This window comes from Blautia sp. NSJ-140 (assembly GCF_022868965.1).
Lineage (GTDB): Bacteria > Bacillota > Clostridia > Lachnospirales > Lachnospiraceae > Blautia_A.
The window spans coordinates 32,124-57,247 of the sequence record NZ_JALIFS010000002.1 but is presented as its reverse complement, the minus strand read 5'-3'; the positions used below and the strand labels follow the sequence as shown (position 1 = coordinate 57,247).

Below are 25,124 nucleotides of genomic sequence, written 5' to 3'. Positions count from 1 at the left end.
TTACAATGGTAAAAAGTAAAAATTGTAAACGGAGGAATCGTTATGGAAAAAAAGAACATCGACTGGTCCAGCATCGGATTCGCTTACATGCCAACCGACTACAGATACGTGTCTAATTTTAAAGATGGAAAATGGGATGAAGGTGCTTTAAGCACAGACCCTAATATCGTACTCAACGAGTGTGCTGGTGTGCTTCAGTATTCTCAGAGTGTATTCGAGGGTCTGAAGGCATACACAACAGAAGACGGACATATCGTTACTTTCCGTCCTGACCTGAACGCAGAGCGTATCGCTGCATCTGCGGCAAGACTTGAAATGCCGGTATTCCCGAAGGAAAGATTTATCGACGCTGTTGAGCAGGTTGTTAAGGCAAATGCCGCATGGGTTCCGCCATATGGTTCCGGCGCAACACTTTATCTTCGCCCGTACATGTTTGGTTCCAACGCCGTGATCGGTGTTAAACCTGCTGACGAATATCAGTTCCGTATCCTTACAACACCGGTTGGTCCGTACTTTAAAGGCGGCGCCAAACCGATCACGATCCGTGTCAGCGACTATGACCGTGCCGCACCTTGCGGAACCGGTAACATCAAGGCTGGCCTGAACTACGCGATGAGCCTTCATGCTATCGTAGATGCTCACAAACAGGGATTTGATGAGAACATGTACCTCGACCCCAAGACTCGTACAAAAGTTGAGGAGACAGGCGGAGCAAACTTCATCTTCGTTACTAAAGACGGCAAGGTTGTAACACCGAAGTCTGACAGCATCCTTCCTTCCATCACACGTCGTTCTCTGATCTACGTTGCAAAGGAGTATCTTGGACTGGAAGCTGAAGAGCGTGAGGTCTACTTCGATGAGGTTAAAGATTTTGCAGAGTGTGGTCTTTGCGGTACTGCTGCAGTTATCTCTCCTGTCGGAAAGATCAATGATCACGGCAAAGAAATCTGCTTCCCAAGCGGAATGGAAAAAATGGGTCCGGTCATCCAGAAGCTGTATGACACACTGACAGGTATCCAGATGGGACGCATCGAAGCACCGAAAGGATGGATCCACGTAATCGAGTAATTGCCGGATTTTCTTCATTATACATAACATTAAATACAAAAAACAGACCGCCGTATTTTTATCAGTGGTCTGTTTTTTATTATTTTTCATTCTGCTTTATGATCTGCGCTCACATTATCTATCTTTTCTCTCGTATTTCACAAACGCATATTCCAGATCAAAGTATGTCTGTTCTTCACTCTCTGCCGTAATCTCCCAATCCGGGTCCTCATCCAGGTTCGGGAAATACGCATCCGCCTCATATGCAAAATCGATTTTTGTCACATGAGCTACATCACAATACGGAAGCATCTGTTTGTAAATACTGTCTCCGCCGATACAGTACACATCCTCTGCCGGATATTTCTCCACTTCCCTCAGCGCCTCCTCGATACTGTGAACGACCACAGCACCTTTTACCTGATAATCCCTGTTGCCGGAGATCACAATGTTGGTTCTGTTTTTCAGAGGAAGTCCGTTTGGAAAAGACTCCAGTGTTTTTCTTCCCATAACAACCACTTTTCCTGTAGTTTCCTCACGGAACATCTTCATATCTGCCGGAATACTTACCAGAAGTTCATTATTTCTTCCGATTCCCCAGTTTTTATCTGCTGCAACAATAATATTCATTCTTTCTTCCTTTCTTTATGCAATTATACTGCAATGGGAATATTTTTGATCTGTGGCCATGTCTCATAATTCTCCACGATCAGATCATCGGTGGTGAATTTATAAAAATCCTTTATCTCCGGATTCAGTTTTACTGTCGGTGCAGGATACGGTTTTCTGGAGATCAGTTCTTTAATTACCGGAATATGACGATCATAAATATGGCAGTCTGCGATCACATGAACAAGCTCTCCGGCTTCCATATCGCAGGCCTGTGCGATCATCATGAGAAGAAGAGAATACTGACACACATTCCAGTTGTTTGCAGCCAGGATATCCTGAGATCTCTGGTTCAGCACCGCATTGAGGACCAGCTTGTCTTTTCCGGGTTCCTTGGTTACATTGAAAGTCATGGAATAGGCACATGGGTAAAGATTCATCTCATAGAGATCCTGATGTACATAAATATTGGTCATGATTCTTCTGCTGTACGGATTGTTCTTAAGATCAAAAAGAACTCTGTCTACCTGATCCATCATTCCCTCTTTATACTGATGCTTCACACCTAACTGATAGCCGTAGGCTTTTCCGATGGAGCCGTTCTCATCTGCCCAGCTGTCCCAGATGTGGCTGTGAAGATCATGGATATTATTGGATTTTTTCTGCCAGATCCATAAAATCTCATCCATGGCACTCTTTAACGCTGTTTTTCTTAAAGTCAGTGCCGGAAATTCCTTCCGGAGATCATAACGGTTCACAACACCAAATCTCTTGATGGTATAAGCCGGAGTTCCATCCTCCCACACAGGACGTACCTTCTCACCCTCTGTGCTGGTTCCGTTTTCTATGACATCTTTGCACATGTCAATGAATATATTATCTGCAAGACTCATTTGTTGATTTCCTCCTGTAATTTTCTTCTGTTCGATCCCGGGCCGCTTTTTTCTTAAAAATGCCCCTGAAATTTATTTCATATTCTAACACATTTCAACCCTTACTGTCCACTTCCCCTTTAACCTCCTGTCCCATTGTTACTGTTTTGTTACTGTTTTTCCTTTTCCCTGTCCTTTTTCTGTATTTTTCTGGACTTTTCCATGCGGGAGTGCTATATTAAGAGCCATGAAAATACTGATTACATTATTAAAACCTTTTTCTTTTGCACCTGCGATCCTGATGATGTACGTGATCTACTCTTTTTCCGCACAGACCGGAGATGTTTCCGGTGCCCTGAGCTACAAGGTCAGCTATCAGATCGTAGAAACCAAAAACGAAATATTAGCTTCCGGCAAAGTCCCGGAACAGCTTTCCCAGGAAGCTGCCGGTATCGAATTTTATGTCCGTAAGGCTGCTCACATGACAGAATATTGCCTGCTGGCCATATCTATTTCATTCCCTCTCTATGTATACGGAGTTCGGGGAATCTGGCTGATGCTCCTTGCCGGATTTGTATGTGTGGGATTTGCCGGACTGGATGAATACCACCAGTCTTTTGTAGACGCCCGCGGACCTTCCGTGAGGGATGTAGGAATCGACAGCTGCGGAGCAATGATCGGAATTTTGCTGGTGCAGGCATTCTGTTGGTCTACCTTACATACCCCCAGCAGAAAAAAATCTCGAAAAAAACGCAGAAACACGCAGAGACGCAGATAACTGTTTTGTGATCTGCCTGATCAAAAAAACGGAACATACATAAGGAATTTTTCGCCTTATGATGTTCCGTTTTTGCTATTACTAATTGTCATATCTCAGCAGGCATTTTACTCTCACCTGCATCCGGTTTTATTTTTCGTCTTTTTCATCCGGTGCATCATCCAGATTTTCCGTGAGATGCGCCCGCTCCGCAATTGACATTTTTTTCTTTTCCGATATTTCCAGATTTTGGGCAGCATTCTCCGACGCTTTTTTCGCTGCTGCTTCTTCCAGCTCATGTTTCTGTGCGCCAGCCTTTGCAAGATTACGGATTGCCATGATCAGAAGCACTGCTCCGATCACAACAAAAATACCTCCCGCTGCCAGAAATACCACACCAGAGTCTTCTGCTCCGCTTATGACACTGGCACAGAGACGATATCCTGTATACACAAGATAGCCTCCGGCAAAGATCCACAGAAGACTGCTTCTTGTGGAAGGATTTCCCTGTCCGGAATTCTTTTCCTCAGCAGTTTCCTGCTGCAGTTCTTCCTTATTTTCTCTTTTCTGTTCTTCCATGATGTATTTCTGTCCTTTCTGATATCCTTATATTTCTCTATTTGTCAGATATCTTTTCTATGTCAGCTTCTGTTTTTTCCTTCTCTTCCGTTTCTTCTTTTACAAGTCTTCCATAAAGCTTTGTCATTTTATAAATCTTCTGAATAATTGTTTCATTGAGCTGGCCTTTTTTCATACGCCACTTCCAGTTGTCACCAAGAGTTGACGGTTCATTGATCCTTGCCTCATTTCCAAGGCAGAGATAATCCTGTACCGGGATCACACAGCGATCTGCAACACTGGACATCGCCGCACGTATCATACTCCACACTGCTGCAGTCTCATGCTTGCCCTCACAGCCAATATAGGCCCTGGCAAAATTCCGGTCATGCTGGCTCAGATTGCGGAACCATCCTTTTGTTGTCTCATTGTCATGAGTACCTGTGTAAACAATGCAATTCCTCTCATATCTGTGCGTCAGATACGGACTGTCCTCATTCTCGTCAAAAGCAAACTGCAATACCTTCATTCCCGGGAATCCGGATTCTTCCACCATCTCGATCACACTGTCTGTAAGGAGACCAAGATCCTCTGCGATCACATCCAGCTTTCCAAGATTCTTTTCAAGCGCACGGAACAGCTCCATTCCCGGTCCCTTTTCCCAGTGACCGAACTCCGCAGTTTTATCTCCGTACGGAATGGAATAATACTCATCAAAGCCTCTGAAATGGTCAATCCTTACCACATCATAAAGCTTCATACAATTTGCCATTCGGCGTGTCCACCATGCATAGCCTGTTTTCTTGTGATATTCCCAGTCATAAAGCGGATTTCCCCAGAGCTGCCCCGTTGCGGAAAAAGCATCCGGCGGGCATCCGGCAACGCCGATCGGAATATTTTCCTTATCAAACTGGAACAATTCCGGCTGTGCCCAGGCATCCGCACTGTCAAACGCAACGTAGATCGGGATGTCTCCGATCATCTCCACTCCCTTGTCATTTGCATAGGCTTTCAGTGCTGTCCACTGTTTAAAAAAGCAGAACTGCTGGAAACAGTAAAATCCCACTTCTTTTGCAAGCTTCTCTCTTTCTTCAGCCAATGCAGCTTTTTCTCTGTTTTTGAGTTCCGCAGGCCATTCGATCCAGCTGATCCCATTCAGACTGTCCTTGATTGCCATATACAGGCTGTAATCTTCCAGCCAGGCAGCATTTTCTTTTACAAACTTCCGGTACTCCTGATCTGTCTCACAGTCATAATTTTCAAAGGCTTTTCTCAAAAGCCGAAATCTGGAATTATAAATCTTCTCATAATCCACATAGCTCTCGTTTGTACCCCAGTCACAGTCCTCGCAATCACTTTTATCCAGATATCCCTCTTTTACAAAAGCCTCCAGATCAATAAAATACGGATTTCCCGCAAAGGTAGAAAAAGACTGGTATGGTGAATCCCCATATCCAGTAGGTCCGAGAGGAAGGATCTGCCAGTATTTCTGTCCTGCTTTTGCCAGCTGGTCTACAAACTCATATGCTTCCTCAGAAAAGCATCCGATCCCATATTTCGATGGAAGACTGGATACCGGAAGTAAAATCCCACTTGCTCTCATAATTTACGAATCCTCCTGTTTTCTCAGTAGTTGCGCCCTCTCACAGATGTCTGCAGGAGCACTCAGGTTTATATTATATCACTCTGTCACAGAGCGTTCAAAGTCCTTTTTTGCAGATATATGTAAATAAATCATGATAAACCTTTTCCCTGTCTTTCTCATTCAGGATCTCGTGGCGCATTCCCGGATATAATTTTCCCCGGACATCCCGGTATCCTGCACAACGCATGGCACGGACAGCCTTCGCAAACTGTCTCACATTTCCCATGCAGGGATCCTCCGCCCCACTGACAAACAGCACCGGCATTTCCGGCTTTGTACACTTCCAGTGCTTCACATCATAGGCTCTTTTCATCAGGTCAAAAAGTGCCAGATATGCATCATCCGTGAAGGTAAATCCACAGTATTCTGAATCCGAATAATCCTGCACAACCTGCGGATCAGAGCAGATCCAGGAAAAACGGTTTTTTTCTTTTTTGAAGCGCATTGCATAGCTTCCAAAAGACATCATCTCGATCAGACCCGCACTGTGTTTAGGCCCGAAAACAGTTTTTCCCGCCTTTGCCAGAGCTACTCCAACCGGACGAAATGCATTATAGCTGGGTGAACCGCAGACAATCAGCATATCCATACAGCTGTCATGATGAGCTGCATAGGCACGGACTGCCAGGGATCCCATGCTGTGTCCGAAAAGAATCAGCGGAATACCCGGGAAATGATCCTTGATCAAGCAGTTCACCGTATGGATATCCTGCAGCATGGCATCCGCCCCGCCACCGTACATATACCCAAGATCCTCTTTACTGCGTACGCTTTTCCCATGGCCACGGTGATCATGTATCACACTTATATATTTTCGCTCTGCCATATATTCCATAAAAGGAATGTAGCGTTCCTTGTACTCGCTCATTCCGTGAACGATCTGTATGATCCCACGGTATTTCTCATTACGTTCCAGCTCCGGCACTACTGCCAAGCAGGAAATTTCCAATCCGTCTGCTTTTGAAGGAAATGAATACTGAATTGTCCGTAACATATATTTCACCTCACCTATTCTGCTGCATAAAGTGAGCATTCGCATTCCGCTTTGTCACCTGTACTCAACCACTTTTCTATATCTTTCAGGTTACTATTCACCGGTAATATTCCTCACGGAGTGAACATTAACACTTTTAGTATATCATAACACAGGGGGTTTCTCAAACAGTAAACCTATGATATAATCGTTACGGTAACACAGGGTGATGCTGTTTGCCCGCAAATGCAAACAGATAGTCTCTGACTTACCCACCCGAAAACCAGAATGACTTATCGTAAGGAGGAATAATGAATACAGAAGACAATAATGATTTTTATGACGACGAGCTCTCCAGATCATTGATCTCCAATGATTTTGAAGACGACACTCCCCACAGAAAGAAAAAAAGCAAAAAGCCTCTCGTGATCTGTCTGATCATCCTTCTGATCGCTGCCGCAGCCGGCGGAACCGCCTGGTATATGATGCAGCGCCATAAACCGGTAGAAGCCACAGAAGAATTTCTCACAGGCATGCAGAACATGGATTTTACCACAATGGAGAACCTTCTCCAGAGTCATGATCTCAGTGCTCTGGATGATGCAGATATCCGGGATTCTGCTTACACAGATTTCTTCACTACCGTCAACAAAAAAATGACCTACAAGATCACCAAAAACAAATTTGACATCCAGAACGGAACTGCCAGGATAACGGTTCACATGAAATATATTGACGGAACCAATATCTATGCAGCAACCATTCAGGAATACACCCGTAAGATTGCTGTCGCAGCCTATGCCGGAAAAGAAATGACACAGGATGATATCCAGGAAATGCTCGCTGCACTTCTTGCCGAAAATGCTTCCACAGCTGATGAGAAATACAGTGAGATCGATATCACCTATCCTCTGATCAAAATCGGCAGTGACTGGAAGATCGTTTCTCTGGATGACACCACAGTCAAAGTTATGTGCGCAAACTTCAAAAGCGTAAAAGACGAGATATCATCCCAGCTTACGGATGACAGCACAGATAGCAGTTCTGCCGCTGCTGAGGATTCTTCCACCCCAGGCAACACGGCCTCTGCTGAAGGCACAAGTGCATCCATTGATATTACAACTGACAAATTCTCCGTCCGTTTCAAACAGTTTGCGATTTCCAAGGACTACGGCGGAAATCCCTGTCTGATGATCTACTACGACTATACAAACTCCGGTGATTCCCAGTCCAGTGCATTTGTAGACTTCACCCTGCAGGCTTCTCAGAACGGGGAAGCTCTGGAAGGAACTTATCCGGAAGCCAGCGATGATGCTGTAGATAACTACATGAGCACCATTGATCCCGGAAAGACCGTCACTGTATGCCAGGTATTTCTTCTGAAGGATACTACCAGTGATGTAACGCTTCAGGGCAAAGAAACTCTGAATGTAAGCGGTGGACAGACAACCTCTCAGGTTCTGAAGCTGAAGTAAGATATCTGAATTGCCGAGCGGATATTTACGATCCAAATTCGATAAACCGGAAATTTACATTTTATCTTGCATATGAAAGAAAAACGGAAATTTCTCCTCCATGATTTTTTCATGGCTGGCAGAAATTTCCGTTTTTCTTTTTCTCATTCCTGTGTATATTTTTTTTGATTCTATGAAAAACTATTTCCTGTATAACGAAAGGATGGTGACTTATGTCAAATAAATGTCTGCAGTACTTCACCCTGACCATTGCTGTGGTCGGTGCCATAAACTGGGGTCTGATCGGCTTCTTTAATTTTAATCTGGTAGCATTTCTGTTCGGAAGCATGAGCTGGCTCTCCCGGATCATCTACGGACTTGTAGGCTTATGCGGGCTTTATCTTCTGACCTTCTATACTCTGATCGACCAGGGTGAAACAACTGAATAAGCTACGCAGTAACACATAACACGAAAAATCCTCTGCTGCATAAAAATAAAGCAGAGGATTTTTTCGCAACAAAAAAGAACTCTGATCAACCTCAGAGTTCCGAAGAGCGATAGACGGGGCTCGAACCCGCGGTCTCGACCTTGGCAAGGTCGCGCGTTACCAACTACGCCACTATCGCACAAGCGGGTGATGGGAATCGAACCCACGTATCCAGCTTGGAAGGCTGGTGTTCTACCATTGAACTACACCCGCAGTTATGAAATTATAAATCTTCATCTTTCGATGAGAGCGATAGACGGGGCTCGAACCCGCGGTCTCGACCTTGGCAAGGTCGCGCGTTACCAACTACGCCACTATCGCATAAGCGGGTGATGGGAATCGAACCCACGTATCCAGCTTGGAAGGCTGGTGTTCTACCATTGAACTACACCCGCGCACCGTCGCTTCGGTGATTACCGACTGCTTGACCGCTGCAACGATGATTAGTATATAGCAAGCTGTTTTATTTGTCAACAGTTTTTTGCAATTTTTTTAAACTTTTTTATTTATTGGATTTTTATCAATACTCCCATACATTTGTGGCAGAAACCTGGGCCTTCGGTTTCTTGATCACAAGCTCCGGACTTTTTGCACTGACCTTGGTATTTGCAGGAATGGATTCTGTGATAAAGGTATTACCACCTATAATCGTATTCTCTCCTACAACCGTCTCACCACCGAGCACTGTGGAATTAGAATAGATCGTTACATTATCACGGATCGTCGGATGACGTTTTACATTGGCAAGCTGCTGTCCCTTTCTTGTGGAAAGCGCTCCCAGTGTCACTCCCTGATACAGCTTTACATTATTTCCGATCTCTGTAGTCTCACCTACAACCACACCGGTACCATGATCGATAAAGAAATACTCTCCGATGGTCGCTCCCGGGTTGATATCAATTCCTGTACGGCCGTGTGCATATTCTGACATCACACGTGGGATAAACGGAATTTCTTCTTTATAAAGAATATGAGCCAGACGATATACATAGATTGCAAACAGTCCCGGATAGGAAAAAATAATTTCTTCCTTACTCTTGGCTGCAGGGTCTCCGTCAAAACCAGCCTGCACATCTGTCAGAAGCAGTCTCTGGATCTCAGGAAGCTGCTCAAAAAATCCACATGTGGTTCTGTCTGCACGAGCTGCTGCCTCTTCCGGTTCCTCTCCGTGATAAAGAAGCGCAATCTCGATCTGATTCTTCAATCTGTCATAAATGTCATTCAGTCTGTGTCCCACATAATATTCCGGAAATACGGTAGCACTGGTATCCGTACTGAAATATCCCGGAAATACAATTGATTTCAGATCTCTTACTATATCAATGATCACCGAACGATTCGGCAGCCGTCTGCCGCTCTTCGGCATAAAAAGTTCTTCTGAAGCATAATTCTCAGTAAGCCCCTTCGCTGCTCTGAGAATCGCTGATTTCTTATCGCTCATAATTCCCTCCATTTCTGCACATCCACTTCTGTCTGTACACTTTATCTCATTATCATATTATAGTCCGGAAGATTCGTCAATAATACAAAAAAGAAAAATTTTAAAAAAGATTGACCTTTCTCCGGATACCTTATATAATAATAAAGGTTTTCACGAAAGCTGCTGAAAAGCTCTGAAAACATCCGGAGATGTACCCAAGTGGCTGAAGGGTCCGCACTCGAAATGCGGTAGGTCGGGCAACCGGCGCGAGGGTTCAAATCCCTCCATCTCCGTTTTTCTGCCGATTTATGACAGGAAGAATTTTTATTTATATTTTATTATACAAAAAAGCACTCTCATCTCTTGACAATTGTATATTTTATATGTATAATTGCAACAGTGATGAAAACACAATTTAATATAGGGGATTGGTCAAATGGTATGATAGGGGTCTCCAAAACCTTTGGTGGGAGTTCGATTCTCTCATCCCCTGCTCTTAGGAACGCTGAAAAGCCTTAATTAAGGTTTTCAGCGTTTTTTGTTGTATGACAGAAAAAGTGACCGCCCGGCCTGTGATATTCAACATCTGGGTGATCACTTTTCAATATTTTACTTCTCACTACTTCATATCGTGAAAATCTCTGCACGTATCTACCTGCGCTTATTTCTCCAGATTATCCGGTCCAAATCCAAATGGCAATAGTTCCTTTAATGTGAAGATATCATATTTATCTCTGCTGACTGCCAGTATGATCTGAAAGGTTTCCGGATCACAGAACTCCATCATAACCTGTCTGCATACTCCGCAGGGTGCTGCATACTCTGTAGGAACACCATCCTTGCCGCCAACGATACAGATTGCCTGAAAGTCTCTCACGCCTTCACTGACCGCTTTGAAAAAAGCAGTTCTTTCTGCACAGTTTGTTGGCGTATAGGCAGCATTTTCTATGTTGCACCCGGTATAATAGATGCCATTTTTGGCAAGAAGCACAGCCCCTACATGAAAATGTGAGTATGGCGCATATGAATAGTCCATCTGTCTGATCGCCAGATCGATCATTTCTTCAATCTGTTTCTTTTCCATGATTTTCCCACCTTTCCTGAATCAGGTGCATAACCGTTATTCTTACTTTTTCTGTGTCTGGTAGTCTGCACGGATCAGTTGCCGGATTGCCTGCAATGCAACATGGATTGCCTTATCGGTATCATGTACTACCGGATTTTCCAGCCCAAGTTTTTCTCTTTCCTGATTCGCCATTACCAAAAAGCAGGAACCCACTCGCACTTTTAAATAACTCGCCACTACAAAGAGAGCAGCCGATTCCATTTCTGAAGCAAGGCATCCAAGGCGCTTCCATGCTTCCCATTTATTCACCAGTTCATAGCTGACAGGTTTCGTTTCCGGCTCATGCTGACCGTAGAATGCATCTTTACACTGTACCACACCTGTGTGGAATTCACAGCCTTCTTTTTTGGCTCCTTCCACAAGTGCATTGATCACTTCCAGATTTGCCACAGCAGGAAACTCGATAGGTGCATACTCTTTGCTGGTACCTTCCATACGGATCGCACCGGTTGCAACAACAATGTCTCCGCTCTTTACTTCCGGCTGCATTCCACCGCAGGTTCCGATCCTGACAAATGTATCCGTTCCGCATCGATAAAGTTCTTCCATTGCGATCGAAGCGGACGGTCCGCCGATTCCGGTGGATGTCACACTTACCTTCACTCCATCCAGTGTTCCGGTATATGTTACATATTCCCGGTTATCTGCTACAAGAACCGGATCGTCAAAATACTGTGCGATCTTTTTACAGCGTTTCGGATCTCCCGGCAGGATAACGTAACGTCCTACTTCTCCTTTTGCCACCTGAATGTGATACTGTCTGCTTGCATCTTCTGAATAATTTTTCATATCCGTTTCCTCCTTTTCCAGCTAATGATTTTCCCCGTTTTTCTGTCTCTTCCGGACAAAAAAAGGACTGCACTTTCATACAATCCAGTCCCTTATTCTTTTATTTCAGCTTTCCTTACACACATCAACCCAGCCTTCAGCTCCGGATATCTGTTCCAGTTCTTCGATGGAAAGCTTCACTGCGCTGTGGTCATCTCCTGCTGCCGGATAAACGATGTCAAACTGCCGCAGGCTCTCATCCAGATATACATTCACGCCTTCGTTGATTCCGAACGGGCAGACGCCTCCAGGTGCATGTCCGATACAGGTTTCTACCTGCTCAAACGGAATCATCTTTGCTTTTACGTGAAAGGCATCCTTATATTTCCGGTTGTCGATCTTTGCGGTTCCCTCCGTCAGTATCAGTACCGGCTGGTCATCCCGAAGAAACGACATGGTCTTTGCGATCATCTCCGGTTCCACACCCAGGGCCTGAGCTGCCTCCACGACGGTCGCCGTAGAATCTTCCAGCCGGATCACATGATCCAGCATTCCTTTGTTTTTCAGATATTCTTCTGCTTTTTCCAGTGACATTTCCTGTACCTCCAAAATATCTATTTTATGTCAAAAATCCCTTGCAAGACCCGTTCATACATTTTGTATTCCGTCCAGCCAGTGTCCTCATAAAACATGTCTTTTGCCTGGACAAAATCTCATCCACATCACATTCAATATTCCACGGTACACCTGCATATCCTTCATTACAGACACTGTTCAGGATCACGCTTGCACAAAGCTGCCCTTCCTCTTCCAGCACAAAAAGTTCTCCTCTGTCAAGACTTTCCTGTAAAAAAGAATCTGTAGGATAAATCCCTTTCTTCCATCCAATCTTATCATTCTGATCACTCATCTCATCAATAAGATCCCAGTAAAACTGTCTGATCCTGTAGAAATCTTCCAGGTTTACCTTCTTAAATAACATCGTTCATTCTTCCTTACATTATAGTCCAGTTTATTCATAAAATATAATGATCTTCTTACAATGCTCACAACGATAAGCATCGATCCGGTCACCATAGATCATTTTCGACAGGCCTTTTTCTGTGTTTAACCGTATGGACTCACCCCTGGTTCTCCATTCCATTCCCGAGTTAAATGAATGGATCTGTCCCTCACTCATCTCTCTTCCGCAATAGGGGCATTTCACCTTCATTTCTTCTGCGTCTACGTTCTCCATCTCCGCGATGATCTTAAGCGCCTGTTCTGCCTCATCACTTCTCACCAGCACATCCACACCGTATATTCCAAATCCCGGAGAACCGTACATCGTAGGATTGCCGCCTGCTTCCTGGGAAAAAGCAGGAATATGATTTTCTTTCAGCAGTTCTACGATCTGCTCTGCTTCAATGATATTCTGTGCATTGTAAACTTTTGTACATTCACTCTTTGATTCCCCGGTGTCTTTCGGTACCGCTTCATGATTCCGCTTGAAAAAACTGCTGATATTCTTCGTACTCATATAATCCTGCCACCTTTCTGTATGCGATCAGCAACTGCCAATCTTCTTTTATTGCATCCATTATAACATAGATTCATTTTCTCCACGACAACAATCTTTCATAACTCCTCTATAAAATTTCAGGGGCCGTCCATGACGAACAGCCCCTGAAATCTTTTTTATTATAAATCAAATATTCACATACCGGAATTTACTTCTTACTGCTCAGAAAGATTCTCCTTGCAGAAAAGTTTAATACAGTTCTCAACCATCTCCTGGTCATACTCTGTAGAAATTCCGGAGCCAAGCCAGTAAGCATAGTCCCCTTTATCATACTGTCCCAGAGCATCAAGATCGCTGTCATAACGTAACTCAATGTGATAGGTGGTATCATTTGTATCCGGTGCAATGTAGAAATAAGTAAACTCACCGGAATCTTTATCATCGCTCTCATACTCATACAGGCCACGTGTCTCTTCCATTCCTGCATAGTAGTATGTATGGGAAAACAGCTCTTTTTTATCTTCATCATATCCTTGCAGTTTTCAAGCCACAGCTGTTTATACTGGTCATCAAGGATTACCGGACACAGTTCCTGATAAGAACCTGTAAGGTCTTTCATAAGCTGTTCGGCATCTGCCTGATTCTCTTCCTCTGTCTTCTGGGTTTCTTCTGTGGAAGTTTCTGTTTTTTCATCTGTGGAATCACTTGCTGCAATATGCCAGATGCATGTCGTTGTAAACCAATTCAATTCCGGGAAATACCTGATACAGGGTAATATTCCCTACCCCACTTTCATTTTCAAGATAAAAACTATTACAGTCCTCATCATCTTCATCTTTATTCTCCAGTTGTCGCAAATCTATCCAAACAGAATTACAATATTCCAGTATCTTCCACGGTTCATTTGTATGGAAATGGATTTTTACCAGATATTGATTAATTTTCATCCCACTGCTTATACTCATCCAACCGCTGGATAAATCCGGAAAATTCCGGAACCGTGAAATCCAGTTCTTTATATCTTACCGGATAAATAATCCCCTTACTGATCAGCTGTGCTCTGGTCGTAGATATGGAACTGACACTTTTGTGAAGATTTTTTGCTACATTTGATATCGTACAGGGCAGCTCTCCACATTTTACCATTGCGAATATAAATTTTTTGTCACTTTCCGCACATCTTTCATACCTGGATCTGAAAAATCCGTCATCCAGCATTTTCAGAAATTCATCAATTCCCTGATCTACGTCAGAATACTCTATGACACTTGAATCCGTTCTTTTATAAACGATCTGACAGAGCTGCTGAATAAAAAATGGATACCCCTTTGTTATCTCCACGATCTTTTTTATCGCATTTTCTGTATAAGATACATGGAATTTCCTGACAGGTTCCTCAATTGCTTTTTTTGACTGCTCATATGTCAGAGAATCAACCTGTTTATACACAAACAGTCTCTCTGAATAAGATTTCTCATCAGAAAGCATTTTATAAATTTTAGGCAGTCCAGCTCCCACGATCATTACCGGATACCCCAGCTGATTGGTCCTGTGTAATGCTGCGATCAACGATCCCAGCTGATTCTGTTTCATATACTGAATTTCATCAATAAAAAAACATATCGGCGTTTCTGTTTTCTGAGCAGTCTCTCCAATTGTTGTAAAAACATCCGTCAGACTCTGCGTTAAGTTATTTGAAAGATATAAATCTCTGTCCTGCAATATAAACAGGCATTAACCCGGCACCAGGTCTGTATGGATTTATCTTAAACATATAAACACCTCCACGTTTAACTGATCATACCAGAAATTATCTTATTCCTATTTTACTGCATCCAGAGGTTTTATTCAACATTCCACCGCATCATATCGCAGAAAAATCCCTATAAGTACCTATATCTTATCCCATATTTCTTCCCATACACTCCCGGAATGCAGCCAGAAGTTTTTTCTCTTCCAGCGGCTTGGTAAGATGCCGATCCATACCGGAAATACGGCTGTTGATGATGTCTTCCGCAAATGCATTGGCACTCATGGCAATGATTGGAATTGTACCGGTATCCCTTCTTCTCATGGAACGGATCTTGCGTGCCGCATCCCAGCCTGTCTGCCATCTTTCTGGCGATGGCAGGGCCAAGGCCTGTTTCTTCATATCTGGATCTGCAGGTTTCATTTTCCTGGGAAAACATCTCAAATACATGAGGAATAAAAGCTTCACTCATGCCAATCCCATTATCAGAACAGGTAAATTCATATACCACATGGTCATGATCTGCTTCTTTTTCCACACACCACACCTGCACACAGCCACCTGGTTCCGTAAATTTCACTGCATTGTCCGCAACTGCTGTCAGAATTCTTTCCAGATAAACCGGATTTCCTTTCAGACCAGTATGCCTCATATCAGATTTTTCCCAGTCTACTACAAACTCAACATTCTTTTCCTCTGCAAGGATCTGTTTACCGGTGTTGGCTCTGCTCAGAAGATCCGCCAGATCAAATGAAAGTTCCTGATCGGAAAATTCCTCAAACTCCAGCTCGATCATACCCATGATCCCATTTACCGGCGTACGGATATCGTGGCTCATATTAGACAGAAATCTGGATTTCAGGGCCACATCTTTCTTTGCCTCCGCTACCTGATGATGTTGATTATTTTTTTATCAGATAAGAATATTTTCGAATCTGATAACGCAACAATTCCCTGATTCGATTACAGATTTCTTCAGAATACATCCCATCAACGGAATCCAGAATGGCATTTACATCCTCAATGTTAAAATTAAAATCTATCTGGGTTCCATATAATTCTTCTGCTGCCTCAAGCTGAATGTCAAAATCCATGCTAAAAGGTTTTGATTCTATTTTTTCCAGGCAAGCCTCGTAGGATAATTCTAGTGGATAGTCCACACTGGTATCTGCAAATATGCAAAGTCCCTGGTCAAATAAAGGGCTGAGCGAATATCTCTGTGTTTTTTCATTATAGATCACAGCAATATTATTGGTATGTCTGTCCTCATTTACAAAAAAAGCATCAATCTCCAACATTGCCGTAATATACTTGCCAAAACCTTCAATCTCAGTTATACGTTCAACCTGTTCTACCATATACTGAATTCTTTCCGTAACTTCTTCAAAATCAGTCAGCCTTATAGCCAGGCTTTCCCCCATATATTGGCGATACAATTTCTCAACTGGAATCAGAATTTCATTCTTTTTTAAAAAATCCTCACTAACACAACCAGATATAACCTGCTCTTTATATTCGATCTGAACCGGTTCATATCTTACAAACGGATAGCTCAATTCACTTCTGTCCAGAAGCTTCGAAACAAGTACCTCTGCCAGGCTCTCATATCCCATATAATCCGCCTTGTACCACAGGTTCTCAATCTTCCATTTACGTTGATCACCTTTTGATGTATGCCCTGTCTTATGCAAAGGAGAATATTTATCAAGTTCAACTTTATCCATAAAAATCATCTCTCCTTTTTTACCATCATGATCCATTGGTGATCCCCTTCCATATATCCATCTGTTTTTTCAATAATCAGAAGTGGATCATAAAAAGGAATTCCTATATCTCTCAGGATTTCTTTTGCATGATCACGTGTCCTGGGAAAACATCTGTCCTCCAGAAAATACTCAAAATCATTCCAGCTTGGATTATCCACAACTCCAAATGCCCTTAATGGTATCTGATCCGTATAATTTTTAATATAAATTTTTTCGTGTAAAAAATCTATATCTATCATCGTGCACAGATAATCCCTGTTCATAAAATACATCCTCATTTTTACATCTGGATCTTCACTGAAATTATGCACACGTTTTATCTGACTGTAGATCGTCTGTCTGGATACATGGTATTTTTTTGCAATTTCTGTAATCTTCACACCCTGTTTCTGCAACGCAAGGATATTCGCAAGCTGTGGATCTGTAAAAGAATTTTTTCTGCCGGCCGGATTCCTGTTTACAGAATTTCCTTTTTTTCTGTAGCATGCTGCATCTTCTGCGATCTGCCTTAACTCTTTAACATCTGTTGTACCAAAAATCGCTCTGATTTGTTCCGTTAAGTCTGGTTCTTTTTCTTTCATATAACCACCTCAGTCTGACTATAACATGTAAAAGAAAGAAGTGTCAAGTTTTTATTTCTTGACACTTCTTTCTTACGCAAATATTAGCTCTGTCAGGTTTTATCAACCATATTCCTTTTGACTTTTCCTGAAATTTATGATACCGTTAGTTAGTGGAATCTAACAGTAAATCAATATCAAGGAGACGTTGCTATGACCCCTGAAGAATATAAAAAACTTTCTGTCAAAGAATTTACACAGGCAGCCAAGATCTATGACAGTGGACACGCCGGCATTTATGAAATGTGCAAGGACGATTATCCGCCGATCCTGGCTGAACTGGAAAAAGAGCCTTTCTGCGATGTTCTGGACTGTGGATGTGGAACTGGCCCGATGATCGAACTTCTTCATGAAAAATATCCGGAGAAACACTACACCGGTCTGGATCTTACTCCTGAGATGATCCATGTGGCCCAGGCCAAGAATCTCTCCAACACGGAATTTCTTGTAGGTGACAGTGAAAATCTGCCCTTTGAGGATGATTCTTTTGATGCCGTTATCTGTGCAAACAGTTTTCATCATTATCCAAATCCCCAGGACTTTTTTAACAGTACCTACCGTGTCCTGCGTAAAGGCGGTCGCCTGATCCTGCGCGACTATACTTCCTCCAACTTCGTTGTCTGGCTTATGAATCATCTGGAGATGCCCTTGGCTAATCTGTTCGGACACGGCGACGTAAAGATACACAAACCTGCAGAATTCATCACCATGGCAGAAAAAGCCGGATTCACAGTACTGACTATGGAAAAGCAGAAAGGCTTCCGCGCACATCTTGTTGCGCGGAAATGATTTATATGTTTCCCAGAAAATCCCGGATCACTTTTACATAATCATCCGCTTTCAAAATCGTAGAAAGATGTCCACCCGAAACATACTGGATTGCAGGATCATGCATCAGCTGTATCAGGTCTTTCTGCATCTTTTCGGAAAAGAAATCCTGCTTCGGAAGTATCAGAAGTATTTTTCCCTTAAGCATTCTAAAATCAGCTTCCGTAACCGGCGTCTGCTTCATCAGATCAGCCAGCAGGCCGGAAATATGCACATCTTTTTCCTGGGTATAATCTTTGAAAATAGTTTCAAACATATCTTTGGCATATGCAAGTTCTTCTTTACTCTCGTTCCGGCTGTGTCCCATTCCGACTTTGATCAGTTTCGGTTTCAGTTTCTCATAATTACAATGTTTCATATAAAATAGCATCAGCGGTGCCAAAAAATATTTCTTCCTGAGACTTTTTATCGTCTCCGCATCCATACCGCCTGTTGAGATCAGAATAAGCCCCCCAGCTTTCCCCGGATACGCCTGCGTATAGATCTGGGCAACCATGCCGCCATCACTTGCACCTATAAAGACCGGCTCTTTAATCCCCAGCCTTTCGAAAAAAACATGCATCCCTTTTACCAGTTCCTGGTTGGTCCGAATCTCCTGGGGATAATTAAAAAGCAGTACCTGATACGTATCAGACAGCGCATCTACATATCGCATCCACATTTCCAGTGTATTCATTCCTCCATTTAACAGTATCAGCGTCTTTCCATCTTTTTTCCCACTCAATACATAATGAAAAGTACTTCCGTCGACTTTTATATCCTTATATGTATGGGTTGCTGCAAATGCTCTCAGTTCTTCTGAATATGACATCTTTTTCCCTCCGTAAGTTTAATTTTCATTATAAATTAGTTTCTTCTAACATATTTTTTTCAAAAAACCGTGCAAACTTCTTTCAGTTCACACGGTTATTCCATTGGCCATAAGCCTTTTGTTCCTTTCTCTGTATTCTGATCTATTTTTTTACATCTCTTATCACTTTTGCCGGCACTCCTGCCACAACTTTATTGGCAGGTACATCTTTGGTGACAACCGCTCCTGCTGCAAGCCCAAATATCAGATACAGCATTTTCTCCGGTATCCAGTTTCCATAATTTGTTTTTCTTTCATGTTTTTTACCTCCAATTCCCACATGTTCCGCCATTTTTTCAGTTTCTCTCAAATCCAAGAAATCTCGTTCCCTGAAAACTTAATTCACCAACATCTCCCTCTGCCATCTGACCATATTCCTTTCCTGTGACAGCAAGTTCCATTCGATCGCCGCTCTTCACTTCAAAAGTCACATAGTAACTGGTAGATGTAGTGGTGCTAAAACCGTCAGACTGCTGATTATGGAAAACCTTCGTTCGCTTTGCAACAATCTCTGCTGTGACCGTTAACCTGGGAGAATTGTTATTTTTATTCCATGTACTGATATTTTTGGCAAAAATATAAACCATCGTTCCCAAAACGCAGAAAAATATAATTGCAAATAAAATATTAAATACCTGGTCAAATCCATAAAACATAATTTCTTTCCCCTTTATCTGCCTATTTTTACTACATTACTAACACACCAATCACTGCCAGCACCGCTGAGATCACTGCCATTCCAACAGTTCCTGCAATCCATTTTTTGCGTTTATCTTCGCTGGTGATGTACGGCCTTAAGTCTTCTGTTCCCGGAATGATCCATGCTTTTGTATGACCTACCCACCAGTCATCCACAAGAAAACGGTCTATCACATTCATCACTGATAAAATGACAAACATCTGCCAGAAACCGGACAGGAAATCCTCTGCGCCATTTATAGCATATACACATACGAGAATATACAGTATGTATCCCGGAATACAAATGATCTTAAACATCTTACTGTTTTTGCTGATTTTCTCATGGGTTGTCAATCCCAGTTCCACACAGCGATCTTTTACATCCTGATGATAGAGATGCAACATTCCCACTGCGCCCTTTCGAATCCCGACGGCGCAGATCCCCATCAGCAAAATCCCAAGTATCAAACCCTCCAGCAGCACCTGTGCTATCATATTCTTTTTCCTCCTTCGTTCCGTGTTAGTCTTGATTTACTTTTATTTTATCAAATTCCTGTTCTAACTTCAAATCAGATTTTACGGATCTGTGATGGCGGTTCTTAAAGTCGGAATCCCCTCTGCCATTCAGGGTGCTGTTTTCTGCTTTGCCAATATTTTTGTACAGGCCTCTGTGAATGGCTTCGGCTCTTCTGCAATTGCAGGCAGTACCATTGCCATGAACTTTGAATATTTTACCTATTATGTGATCACTGCCTTCGGCCAGACAGCGACCACCTTTACCAGCCAGAACCATTCTGCCGGTCAGGATCACCGATGCAGAAAAATCCTGCGGATATGTATGATTTTCTCTGTCTTAAGCAGTCTGGTCCTTATTGAACCCTTTGTCATATTCCGGAATTTTTTTGCAGGAATTTTTTCTGCAGATCAAATCGTTATACAGAATACCTGTCTTCGTATCCTGTGCATTCTTTTTTTCGAACCGCTGTGCAACCTGTACGAAATTCCGGCAGGCGTATTAAGAGGCACCGAACATTCCCTGTACCCGGCTGTTGCCACCATTAGCGGGACCTGTTGTTTTCGCATTGCATGGATATGCACGGTTTTCAGACATTACCATCCGTTAAACATTCCGTATTATGCATTTCCGATCTCATGGGTGTTGACGATACTCCTTATTGCGATCGGATTTATTGCAAAAAAGCCAGATAAGTTGTTTTGACTTATCTGGCTTTGGAGCATCATATTCTTCCCTGCTTCCGGATGTTATCTCACTTCCACAATTTCCCTTCTTTATAGTGTTTTCTGCAAAGTGCCACATAACTTTCATTGGAACCCAGCATGATCTGTGCGCCTTCCCGCACGATTTTTCCGTTGGAATATCGTGTATTGCACTGTGCACGTTTCCCGCACCATCAGAATATTGGCAGACTTCAAGCTTCCCATCGCCCCGTATCTGAAATATAGTTTTGCCATTTTTTTGTTTCTCCTTTATCGATCATACTGCTCTCTGTCATCTGCTTTTGTATTTGCAGTCGGGACTATGATCAGGTCTGCACCTTTTCTTGCACAGGTACGGATGCTTTCCGGCACAATCTTACCAGTGCATCATTATCCATATCTATACAGTAATGGTCCACACATACCTTGTGATACTGCGGAAAAAACGGTGTCAGCTGTATTTCCGGAAAAAAGACCAGATCACAGTTTTCTGCCATATCACAGTATTTCAGGCTTTTATCAAGGTTCTCAGATATTTCTTTTCCCATACTCATCTGTACAAGTGCAATTTTCATTTACCGTTCCCCTTCACATCATTCATTTTTTCCAGAAGTTTGCTGTAAACATGCTCCACAAACCACGGTTCTGTAGATTTCTCCAATGCTTCTTCTGGTGAAAACCAGGCTACGCCGCTGTTTTCATCTGCTTTTATGGAAACCGCTTCTTCCGGGTCTGCCTCAAGGAGATATGTGATATTAAAATGCAGATGGCTGGATACATATTTTCCTTTTTTCACATGACCATCTACAGTCAGAGATTCCATGGAAAAAATCTCCTCGGACACCGGATGAACATTGGAAATTCCGGCTTCTTCCTTTACCTCCCGGACTGCAACAGACAGAAGATCCGTCTCCCCATCCGCATGTCCTCCAAGCCAAGACCAGGAGTTGTAAATATTGTGATATACCATAAGAACTCTGTTTCGTTCCTTGTTCACAACCCAGGCGGAAGCTGTCATATGGGCTACTGTATTCTCTCTCAAAAAAGCATTCTTATTGTTTCTGATCCAGTCCAAAATTAAGATCTTATCTTTTTCTTCCTGTTCATTGTAGGGCTTGTATTTTTCTATCTGATCGATCAGTTTCTGACAGTTCATTGTTATCCTTTCCTTTCGACTTTATCAACACAGTGTCAATATAGCACTGGTAAACCACGCATCCTGTACCTGTTCACAGACAAATAACCCTTTTGCTTATTTGGATAGCCTCATATACAGAAGCGGATACGGATTCCCTTTCTCATCATGATCCGTTCTTTTATATGTCTGAAATCCCATGTGCTCATAAAAGTCGGCTGCCCGGGGATTCTGTTCGTTTACGGTGAGTTCTTGAATGTTATAAATTTCGATACCGTACTGAAGCAGCTGCTTTCCAAGCCCGTTCCCTCTGGCCTCCGGAGAAAGGCAGAGCAGCTCAGTCTGCACTCTGTCTGTTTTTCAGAAGCAGAATTCCCACCAGCAAAAATACAGGGAAAATAACCCCTGCCAGAATTCCCCTTTTCAGGTTATCCGATAATATCCCGGACACAAAGCCAACTAACGTCGGGCCTCCGGAACATCCTACATCTCCAGCCAGTGCCAGAAGTGCAAACAGGGATGTTCCGCCTCTTCGCAGTGCCATGGACGACTTGCTGAAACTTCCCGGCCACATGATTCCTACAGAAAATCCGCAGATGGAACAGCCGATCAGTGACACAAATGCAGATGGTGCAAGGGAAATACACAGATAGGAAATAATACAGAGAATGCTGCTGCCGATCATAAATTTGTCCAGATCAATCCGGTCTCCGAATTTTCCATAAAAGGCTCTGGAACTTCCCATCAGGATTGCAAATGCCATAGGGCCTGCAAGATCACCGATGGTCTTACTTACACCAAGTCCCATCTCCGCAAATGTGGACGCCCACTGGCTGACGCCCTGCTCGCTGGCGCCTGCACACAGCATCATTAACATCAGGATCCAGAATGTTTTATTTCTGCATAATTCTTTTATGGTCATTCCTGTCTCACCCTCTTCGATAAGCGTTGCGATAGGAACTTTTGTAAATGCAATACCATTTACAACCGGAATGATCGCCCAGATCAGTGCCATGATCTTCCAGTTTTCAATTCCAAATATCCGGAAGAAAATCGTGGAAAGCAGAACCACTGCCACATGACCCCAGCAGTAAAAAGAGTGGAGAAGGCTCATTGCCTTTTCTTTGTTGTCGCTTGGGCAGCTTTCTACAATGGGGCTGATCAGCACTTCAATCAGTCCTCCGCCTACGGCATAGATCACTACGGAAATAAATAATCCCGCAAATGCGTTGGGCAAAAGATCCGGCAGGATCACCAGACAGATCAGTCCTGCTGCCGAAAATACATGTGCCAGAACAATGGAAATCCGGTAACCGATCCGGTCTACAAATTTTGCTGACAGAAGATCGATCAGCAGCTGAATCCCGAAATTGAATGTGATCAGCATTGTGATCTGGCTCAGTGGAATGTGGTAACTTTTTTCGAATGTCAGAAAAAGCAGCGGCACAAAGTTATTTACGATCGCCTGTACGATGTAACCCGCAAAACAGGCGTATACCGTTTTCCGGTATTTGTCTTTCATTTAAACATCCTCCAATGTTATTTAATACCCGTCCTTTAACCGGACAATATTCTTTAATTCTTTTCCATTCACATATCGTTCCAGATTTTCCATACAGATGTTCCAGATCATGTCCTGGACTTCTGCGTTTCCTCCGAAACTTGGACCTGCGATGTGTGGGGTGATGAGGATGTTTTCCATATTCCAGAGAGGTGATGTCTCCGGCAGGGGTTCTGTCTCAAATACATCCAGGACTACGCCTTTTAAATGCCCCTCCTGTAATGCTCGGATCAGATCTTCTGTTGGAATGAGACTTCCCCGTCCTATGTTGACCAGAATTGCTTCTTTTTTCATGGAATGCAGCCGGTCGTAATTCAGAAGTCCTTTTGTTTCCGGCGTTCCAGGGAGACAGCCGATTACGATATCTGCTTTTTGAAGCTGCTGATCCAATGCTGTCAGATCGTATATCTGGTCAAAATCTTTCAGCTGGTCTGAATGTTCTGAGACTGCAGTTCTTTTTATTCCAGTCACACGGGTTTCAAATGCTTTCATTCTGTGAGCGATATTTTTTCCAATGTCGCCGGTTCCCAGGATAAGAACATTTTTTCCGTATATAGTGTCTGATAATTTATTCTGTACCCAGAGATGTTCCTTCTCGTTTTTCCAGTAAACAGGAAATCCTCGGTACAGGGCAATGATGTTCCCGATCACATATTCCGATATGATTTTTCCGAATGCTCCGGAAGCATTAGTCAATGTAACTCCTGTCGGAAATGTTTTCATTTTTGTATACTTATCCGCACCGGCCCATGTCAGTTGAACCCAGCGGAAGTTTCCGGCTTTCTGAAGTTCCGATTCTTCCGGTTCTCCGATCACCACTTCCGCTGTTGTGATAGAATCCCTGGTTTCATTTTCCTCAAAAACAAACTCACATTTCTCTCCAAATTTTGTTATAAACCTGTCCCGGATTTCCGCGTCACACTGTGGCTTTACCAGGACTTTTATTTTCTTCTCTGTATTTCCCATGATATTCTTCTCCACAGGCAATTTTTCAGGACTCATTTACCAGTTTCCCGGTTATATGTTCCGGTTCCAGCTCCAGACAGAGAACCTGGGAGCCGAAATGTTCCAGTTCGTATTCCACATATGTCTCATCATCCGTGAACTTTTTGCATAAATTTGTGCATATTTCTGTTACTTTTTCCGGTTCTTCCACTGTGTGAAGGCGTCCAAATACAATGACGCTTCGGATATTTAATGCCCATTCGCCCTCATTCCGGTATCCCTTGTCCATAACACAGAATGAAACTTTATCACAGTTTCTGATGGCATCGATCTTATGACCGGATTTCGCTCCGTGGAAATAGATTTTTCCATCTTTCTCATTATACCAGTGGGTCATCGGCATTCCATAAGGATAGCCTTCCTCTCCCTGCACAGAAAGTACGCCTCGCGGTTCTTTTTTCAGGATTTCGATACATTCTTCTTTGGTTAATTCCTGTTTGAATCTTCTCATTTTTCGAAACATAAACTGGTCCTCCCCTTGCTCTGTATCTA

33 protein-coding genes and 6 tRNA genes are annotated in these 25,124 nt (G+C 43.0%); 8 read left to right on the top strand and 31 right to left on the bottom strand.

Annotation, left to right across the window (positions count from 1 at the left end; translation table 11 throughout):
- Nucleotides 1-42: 42 nt before the first annotated feature.
- Nucleotides 43-1,068 (top strand): branched-chain amino acid aminotransferase, encoded by a 1,026-nt coding sequence (locus tag MUB50_RS02760; RefSeq protein ID WP_244790019.1) that lies wholly within the window; start codon nucleotides 43-45, stop codon nucleotides 1,066-1,068.
- Between the two features lie 114 nt (nucleotides 1,069-1,182).
- Here MUB50_RS02760 and MUB50_RS02755 read toward each other — a convergent pair whose 3' ends face one another.
- Together MUB50_RS02755 and thyA are read right to left on the bottom strand one after the other, a co-directional pair.
- Nucleotides 1,183-1,677, bottom strand: coding sequence for a dihydrofolate reductase (locus MUB50_RS02755; RefSeq protein WP_118624360.1), 495 nt, complete (start codon nucleotides 1,675-1,677; stop codon nucleotides 1,183-1,185).
- A gap of 23 nt (nucleotides 1,678-1,700) precedes the next feature.
- On the bottom strand, nucleotides 1,701-2,549 hold the full coding sequence (gene thyA, locus MUB50_RS02750) for a thymidylate synthase (RefSeq protein WP_244790017.1): 849 nt from the start codon (nucleotides 2,547-2,549) through the stop codon (nucleotides 1,701-1,703).
- Nucleotides 2,550-2,775: 226 nt separating this feature from the next.
- On the opposite strand from thyA, the gene MUB50_RS02745 reads away from it, so the two are divergent.
- Complete coding sequence (locus tag MUB50_RS02745; RefSeq protein WP_118514715.1) at nucleotides 2,776-3,306, top strand: VanZ family protein; 531 nt, start codon at nucleotides 2,776-2,778, stop codon at nucleotides 3,304-3,306.
- Nucleotides 3,307-3,435: 129 nt separating this feature from the next.
- On the opposite strand, the gene MUB50_RS02740 is transcribed toward MUB50_RS02745, so the two are convergent.
- From MUB50_RS02740 to MUB50_RS02730, 3 genes are all read right to left on the bottom strand, one after another.
- Complete coding sequence (locus MUB50_RS02740) at nucleotides 3,436-3,864, bottom strand: hypothetical protein (protein WP_244790015.1); 429 nt, start codon at nucleotides 3,862-3,864, stop codon at nucleotides 3,436-3,438.
- A 37-nt stretch (nucleotides 3,865-3,901) separates the two neighbouring features.
- Nucleotides 3,902-5,446 carry a 4-alpha-glucanotransferase gene (gene malQ / locus MUB50_RS02735; RefSeq protein WP_244790013.1) on the bottom strand — a complete coding sequence of 515 codons (1,545 nt, stop codon included), beginning with the start codon at nucleotides 5,444-5,446 and terminating at the stop codon, nucleotides 3,902-3,904.
- Nucleotides 5,447-5,543: 97 nt separating this feature from the next.
- Complete coding sequence (locus MUB50_RS02730; RefSeq protein WP_244790011.1) at nucleotides 5,544-6,482, bottom strand: alpha/beta fold hydrolase; 939 nt, start codon at nucleotides 6,480-6,482, stop codon at nucleotides 5,544-5,546.
- Between the two features lie 290 nt (nucleotides 6,483-6,772).
- On the opposite strand from MUB50_RS02730, the gene MUB50_RS02725 reads away from it, so the two are divergent.
- The gene (locus MUB50_RS02725; protein WP_244790009.1) at nucleotides 6,773-7,936 is read left to right on the top strand and encodes a DUF5067 domain-containing protein; all 1,164 of its coding nucleotides are present in this window, start codon (nucleotides 6,773-6,775) and stop codon (nucleotides 7,934-7,936) included.
- Nucleotides 7,937-8,148: 212 nt separating this feature from the next.
- Complete coding sequence (locus MUB50_RS02720; protein WP_015524323.1) at nucleotides 8,149-8,364, top strand: DUF378 domain-containing protein; 216 nt, start codon at nucleotides 8,149-8,151, stop codon at nucleotides 8,362-8,364.
- A gap of 105 nt (nucleotides 8,365-8,469) precedes the next feature.
- On the opposite strand, the gene MUB50_RS02715 is transcribed toward MUB50_RS02720, so the two are convergent.
- The 5 genes from MUB50_RS02715 to epsC all read right to left on the bottom strand — a co-directional run bounded on the left by MUB50_RS02715 (nucleotide 8,470) and on the right by epsC (nucleotide 9,844).
- Nucleotides 8,470-8,542: transfer RNA gene (locus tag MUB50_RS02715), tRNA-Gly, on the bottom strand.
- A 3-nt stretch (nucleotides 8,543-8,545) separates the two neighbouring features.
- Nucleotides 8,546-8,616, bottom strand: a tRNA-Gly gene (locus MUB50_RS02710).
- A 35-nt stretch (nucleotides 8,617-8,651) separates the two neighbouring features.
- Nucleotides 8,652-8,724 (bottom strand) — tRNA-Gly (locus tag MUB50_RS02705).
- Nucleotides 8,725-8,727: 3 nt separating this feature from the next.
- Nucleotides 8,728-8,798: transfer RNA gene (locus tag MUB50_RS02700), tRNA-Gly, on the bottom strand.
- A gap of 125 nt (nucleotides 8,799-8,923) precedes the next feature.
- Nucleotides 8,924-9,844: a serine O-acetyltransferase EpsC gene (gene epsC / locus MUB50_RS02695; protein WP_118624352.1), complete on the bottom strand. Its 921-nt coding sequence runs from the start codon at nucleotides 9,842-9,844 to the stop codon at nucleotides 8,924-8,926.
- Between the two features lie 184 nt (nucleotides 9,845-10,028).
- Here epsC and MUB50_RS02690 point away from each other — a divergent pair.
- Nucleotides 10,029-10,116 (top strand) — tRNA-Ser (locus MUB50_RS02690).
- A gap of 129 nt (nucleotides 10,117-10,245) precedes the next feature.
- Nucleotides 10,246-10,316 (top strand) — tRNA-Trp (locus MUB50_RS02685).
- A gap of 168 nt (nucleotides 10,317-10,484) precedes the next feature.
- Here the strand turns inward: MUB50_RS02685 and MUB50_RS02680 are convergent.
- From MUB50_RS02680 to MUB50_RS02635, 10 genes are all read right to left on the bottom strand, one after another.
- Entirely contained in the window at nucleotides 10,485-10,907 is a 423-nt protein-coding gene (locus MUB50_RS02680) for a cytidine deaminase (RefSeq protein ID WP_118514723.1), read from the bottom strand.
- Between the two features lie 42 nt (nucleotides 10,908-10,949).
- A complete protein-coding gene (gene udp / locus MUB50_RS02675; RefSeq protein ID WP_118514725.1) occupies nucleotides 10,950-11,738 on the bottom strand; it encodes a uridine phosphorylase in 789 nt (262 codons plus the stop codon).
- Between the two features lie 105 nt (nucleotides 11,739-11,843).
- Nucleotides 11,844-12,311 (bottom strand): YbaK/EbsC family protein, encoded by a 468-nt coding sequence (locus tag MUB50_RS02670; protein ID WP_118514727.1) that lies wholly within the window; start codon nucleotides 12,309-12,311, stop codon nucleotides 11,844-11,846.
- 25 nt (nucleotides 12,312-12,336) lie between these two features.
- Nucleotides 12,337-12,699, bottom strand: coding sequence for a hypothetical protein (locus MUB50_RS02665; RefSeq protein WP_118624350.1), 363 nt, complete (start codon nucleotides 12,697-12,699; stop codon nucleotides 12,337-12,339).
- Nucleotides 12,700-12,729: 30 nt separating this feature from the next.
- Entirely contained in the window at nucleotides 12,730-13,236 is a 507-nt protein-coding gene (locus MUB50_RS02660; protein WP_118624348.1) for a PF20097 family protein, read from the bottom strand.
- Between the two features lie 197 nt (nucleotides 13,237-13,433).
- Complete coding sequence (locus tag MUB50_RS02655; protein WP_243101169.1) at nucleotides 13,434-13,697, bottom strand: hypothetical protein; 264 nt, start codon at nucleotides 13,695-13,697, stop codon at nucleotides 13,434-13,436.
- Nucleotides 13,698-14,154: 457 nt separating this feature from the next.
- Nucleotides 14,155-14,811, bottom strand: coding sequence for a hypothetical protein (locus tag MUB50_RS02650; protein WP_243119095.1), 657 nt, complete (start codon nucleotides 14,809-14,811; stop codon nucleotides 14,155-14,157).
- 290 nt (nucleotides 14,812-15,101) lie between these two features.
- A complete protein-coding gene (locus MUB50_RS02645; protein WP_182433956.1) occupies nucleotides 15,102-15,836 on the bottom strand; it encodes a sensor histidine kinase in 735 nt (244 codons plus the stop codon).
- A 34-nt stretch (nucleotides 15,837-15,870) separates the two neighbouring features.
- The gene (locus tag MUB50_RS02640; RefSeq protein ID WP_118624573.1) at nucleotides 15,871-16,692 is read right to left on the bottom strand and encodes a hypothetical protein; all 822 of its coding nucleotides are present in this window, start codon (nucleotides 16,690-16,692) and stop codon (nucleotides 15,871-15,873) included.
- Nucleotides 16,693-16,697: 5 nt separating this feature from the next.
- Complete coding sequence (locus MUB50_RS02635; RefSeq protein WP_118624344.1) at nucleotides 16,698-17,315, bottom strand: helix-turn-helix domain-containing protein; 618 nt, start codon at nucleotides 17,313-17,315, stop codon at nucleotides 16,698-16,700.
- 192 nt (nucleotides 17,316-17,507) lie between these two features.
- Here MUB50_RS02635 and MUB50_RS02630 point away from each other — a divergent pair, with 192 nt between their 5' ends.
- Nucleotides 17,508-18,143 (top strand): class I SAM-dependent methyltransferase, encoded by a 636-nt coding sequence (locus MUB50_RS02630; RefSeq protein ID WP_118514739.1) that lies wholly within the window; start codon nucleotides 17,508-17,510, stop codon nucleotides 18,141-18,143.
- A gap of 1 nt (nucleotide 18,144) precedes the next feature.
- Here the strand turns inward: MUB50_RS02630 and MUB50_RS02625 are convergent, their stop codons facing one another.
- From MUB50_RS02625 to MUB50_RS02610, 4 genes are all read right to left on the bottom strand, one after another.
- Nucleotides 18,145-18,993 (bottom strand): alpha/beta fold hydrolase, encoded by an 849-nt coding sequence (locus MUB50_RS02625; protein WP_118624342.1) that lies wholly within the window; start codon nucleotides 18,991-18,993, stop codon nucleotides 18,145-18,147.
- A 142-nt stretch (nucleotides 18,994-19,135) separates the two neighbouring features.
- Entirely contained in the window at nucleotides 19,136-19,324 is a 189-nt protein-coding gene (locus tag MUB50_RS02620) for a hypothetical protein (protein WP_244790007.1), read from the bottom strand.
- Nucleotides 19,325-19,328: 4 nt separating this feature from the next.
- Nucleotides 19,329-19,688: a DUF2500 domain-containing protein gene (locus tag MUB50_RS02615; protein ID WP_118624340.1), complete on the bottom strand. Its 360-nt coding sequence runs from the start codon at nucleotides 19,686-19,688 to the stop codon at nucleotides 19,329-19,331.
- 31 nt (nucleotides 19,689-19,719) lie between these two features.
- On the bottom strand, nucleotides 19,720-20,208 hold the full coding sequence (locus MUB50_RS02610; protein ID WP_118514745.1) for a hypothetical protein: 489 nt from the start codon (nucleotides 20,206-20,208) through the stop codon (nucleotides 19,720-19,722).
- Nucleotides 20,209-20,302: 94 nt separating this feature from the next.
- On the opposite strand from MUB50_RS02610, the gene MUB50_RS02605 reads away from it, so the two are divergent.
- Nucleotides 20,303-20,932, top strand: a complete 630-nt coding sequence (locus tag MUB50_RS02605) for an MATE family efflux transporter (protein ID WP_118624338.1) — start codon at nucleotides 20,303-20,305, stop codon at nucleotides 20,930-20,932.
- A gap of 49 nt (nucleotides 20,933-20,981) precedes the next feature.
- On the opposite strand, the gene MUB50_RS17135 is transcribed toward MUB50_RS02605, so the two are convergent.
- The 7 genes from MUB50_RS17135 to MUB50_RS02570 form a co-directional block, all read right to left on the bottom strand.
- On the bottom strand, nucleotides 20,982-21,074 hold the full coding sequence (locus MUB50_RS17135) for a hypothetical protein (protein WP_417029898.1): 93 nt from the start codon (nucleotides 21,072-21,074) through the stop codon (nucleotides 20,982-20,984).
- Between the two features lie 183 nt (nucleotides 21,075-21,257).
- A complete protein-coding gene (locus MUB50_RS02595) occupies nucleotides 21,258-21,506 on the bottom strand; it encodes a nitrilase-related carbon-nitrogen hydrolase (protein WP_118514749.1) in 249 nt (82 codons plus the stop codon).
- The gene (locus MUB50_RS02590; RefSeq protein ID WP_118514751.1) at nucleotides 21,503-22,087 is read right to left on the bottom strand and encodes an NUDIX hydrolase; all 585 of its coding nucleotides are present in this window, start codon (nucleotides 22,085-22,087) and stop codon (nucleotides 21,503-21,505) included. The genes MUB50_RS02595 and MUB50_RS02590 overlap by 4 nt, the downstream gene beginning before the upstream one ends.
- A 96-nt stretch (nucleotides 22,088-22,183) precedes the next feature.
- Entirely contained in the window at nucleotides 22,184-22,414 is a 231-nt protein-coding gene (locus MUB50_RS17130) for a GNAT family N-acetyltransferase (RefSeq protein WP_118514753.1), read from the bottom strand.
- Entirely contained in the window at nucleotides 22,404-23,588 is a 1,185-nt protein-coding gene (locus tag MUB50_RS02580; RefSeq protein WP_118624336.1) for an MFS transporter, read from the bottom strand. Before MUB50_RS02580 ends, MUB50_RS17130 begins: the two co-directional genes overlap by 11 nt.
- A gap of 21 nt (nucleotides 23,589-23,609) precedes the next feature.
- A complete protein-coding gene (locus tag MUB50_RS02575; protein WP_173754409.1) occupies nucleotides 23,610-24,593 on the bottom strand; it encodes a D-2-hydroxyacid dehydrogenase in 984 nt (327 codons plus the stop codon).
- A gap of 25 nt (nucleotides 24,594-24,618) precedes the next feature.
- The gene (locus MUB50_RS02570) at nucleotides 24,619-25,095 is read right to left on the bottom strand and encodes a pyridoxamine 5'-phosphate oxidase family protein (RefSeq protein ID WP_118624334.1); all 477 of its coding nucleotides are present in this window, start codon (nucleotides 25,093-25,095) and stop codon (nucleotides 24,619-24,621) included.
- Nucleotides 25,096-25,124: the final 29 nt, after the last annotated feature.

What these genes read in the sequence shown, in the direction of transcription:
- MUB50_RS02760 (WP_244790019.1), top strand. Translation starts at nt 43, where the DNA reads ATGGAAAAAAAGAACATCGACTGGTCCAGCATCGGATTCGCTTACATG.
- MUB50_RS02755 (WP_118624360.1), bottom strand. Translation starts at nt 1,677, where the DNA reads ATGAATATTATTGTTGCAGCAGATAAAAACTGGGGAATCGGAAGAAAT.
- thyA (WP_244790017.1), bottom strand. Translation starts at nt 2,549, where the DNA reads ATGAGTCTTGCAGATAATATATTCATTGACATGTGCAAAGATGTCATA.
- MUB50_RS02745 (WP_118514715.1), top strand. Translation starts at nt 2,776, where the DNA reads ATGAAAATACTGATTACATTATTAAAACCTTTTTCTTTTGCACCTGCG.
- MUB50_RS02740 (WP_244790015.1), bottom strand. Translation starts at nt 3,864, where the DNA reads ATGGAAGAACAGAAAAGAGAAAATAAGGAAGAACTGCAGCAGGAAACT.
- malQ (WP_244790013.1), bottom strand. Translation starts at nt 5,446, where the DNA reads ATGAGAGCAAGTGGGATTTTACTTCCGGTATCCAGTCTTCCATCGAAA.
- MUB50_RS02730 (WP_244790011.1), bottom strand. Translation starts at nt 6,482, where the DNA reads ATGTTACGGACAATTCAGTATTCATTTCCTTCAAAAGCAGACGGATTG.
- MUB50_RS02725 (WP_244790009.1), top strand. Translation starts at nt 6,773, where the DNA reads ATGAATACAGAAGACAATAATGATTTTTATGACGACGAGCTCTCCAGA.
- MUB50_RS02720 (WP_015524323.1), top strand. Translation starts at nt 8,149, where the DNA reads ATGTCAAATAAATGTCTGCAGTACTTCACCCTGACCATTGCTGTGGTC.
- epsC (WP_118624352.1), bottom strand. Translation starts at nt 9,844, where the DNA reads ATGAGCGATAAGAAATCAGCGATTCTCAGAGCAGCGAAGGGGCTTACT.
- MUB50_RS02680 (WP_118514723.1), bottom strand. Translation starts at nt 10,907, where the DNA reads ATGGAAAAGAAACAGATTGAAGAAATGATCGATCTGGCGATCAGACAG.
- udp (WP_118514725.1), bottom strand. Translation starts at nt 11,738, where the DNA reads ATGAAAAATTATTCAGAAGATGCAAGCAGACAGTATCACATTCAGGTG.
- MUB50_RS02670 (WP_118514727.1), bottom strand. Translation starts at nt 12,311, where the DNA reads ATGTCACTGGAAAAAGCAGAAGAATATCTGAAAAACAAAGGAATGCTG.
- MUB50_RS02665 (WP_118624350.1), bottom strand. Translation starts at nt 12,699, where the DNA reads ATGTTATTTAAGAAGGTAAACCTGGAAGATTTCTACAGGATCAGACAG.
- MUB50_RS02660 (WP_118624348.1), bottom strand. Translation starts at nt 13,236, where the DNA reads ATGAGTACGAAGAATATCAGCAGTTTTTTCAAGCGGAATCATGAAGCG.
- MUB50_RS02655 (WP_243101169.1), bottom strand. Translation starts at nt 13,697, where the DNA reads ATGGAAGAGACACGTGGCCTGTATGAGTATGAGAGCGATGATAAAGAT.
- MUB50_RS02650 (WP_243119095.1), bottom strand. Translation starts at nt 14,811, where the DNA reads ATGAAACAGAATCAGCTGGGATCGTTGATCGCAGCATTACACAGGACC.
- MUB50_RS02640 (WP_118624573.1), bottom strand. Translation starts at nt 16,692, where the DNA reads ATGGATAAAGTTGAACTTGATAAATATTCTCCTTTGCATAAGACAGGG.
- MUB50_RS02635 (WP_118624344.1), bottom strand. Translation starts at nt 17,315, where the DNA reads ATGAAAGAAAAAGAACCAGACTTAACGGAACAAATCAGAGCGATTTTT.
- MUB50_RS02630 (WP_118514739.1), top strand. Translation starts at nt 17,508, where the DNA reads ATGACCCCTGAAGAATATAAAAAACTTTCTGTCAAAGAATTTACACAG.
- MUB50_RS02625 (WP_118624342.1), bottom strand. Translation starts at nt 18,993, where the DNA reads ATGTCATATTCAGAAGAACTGAGAGCATTTGCAGCAACCCATACATAT.
- MUB50_RS02620 (WP_244790007.1), bottom strand. Translation starts at nt 19,324, where the DNA reads ATGGCGGAACATGTGGGAATTGGAGGTAAAAAACATGAAAGAAAAACA.
- MUB50_RS02615 (WP_118624340.1), bottom strand. Translation starts at nt 19,688, where the DNA reads ATGTTTTATGGATTTGACCAGGTATTTAATATTTTATTTGCAATTATA.
- MUB50_RS02610 (WP_118514745.1), bottom strand. Translation starts at nt 20,208, where the DNA reads ATGATAGCACAGGTGCTGCTGGAGGGTTTGATACTTGGGATTTTGCTG.
- MUB50_RS02605 (WP_118624338.1), top strand. Translation starts at nt 20,303, where the DNA reads ATGGCGGTTCTTAAAGTCGGAATCCCCTCTGCCATTCAGGGTGCTGTT.
- MUB50_RS02595 (WP_118514749.1), bottom strand. Translation starts at nt 21,506, where the DNA reads ATGAAAATTGCACTTGTACAGATGAGTATGGGAAAAGAAATATCTGAG.
- MUB50_RS02590 (WP_118514751.1), bottom strand. Translation starts at nt 22,087, where the DNA reads ATGAACTGTCAGAAACTGATCGATCAGATAGAAAAATACAAGCCCTAC.
- MUB50_RS02580 (WP_118624336.1), bottom strand. Translation starts at nt 23,588, where the DNA reads ATGAAAGACAAATACCGGAAAACGGTATACGCCTGTTTTGCGGGTTAC.
- MUB50_RS02575 (WP_173754409.1), bottom strand. Translation starts at nt 24,593, where the DNA reads ATGGGAAATACAGAGAAGAAAATAAAAGTCCTGGTAAAGCCACAGTGT.
- MUB50_RS02570 (WP_118624334.1), bottom strand. Translation starts at nt 25,095, where the DNA reads ATGTTTCGAAAAATGAGAAGATTCAAACAGGAATTAACCAAAGAAGAA.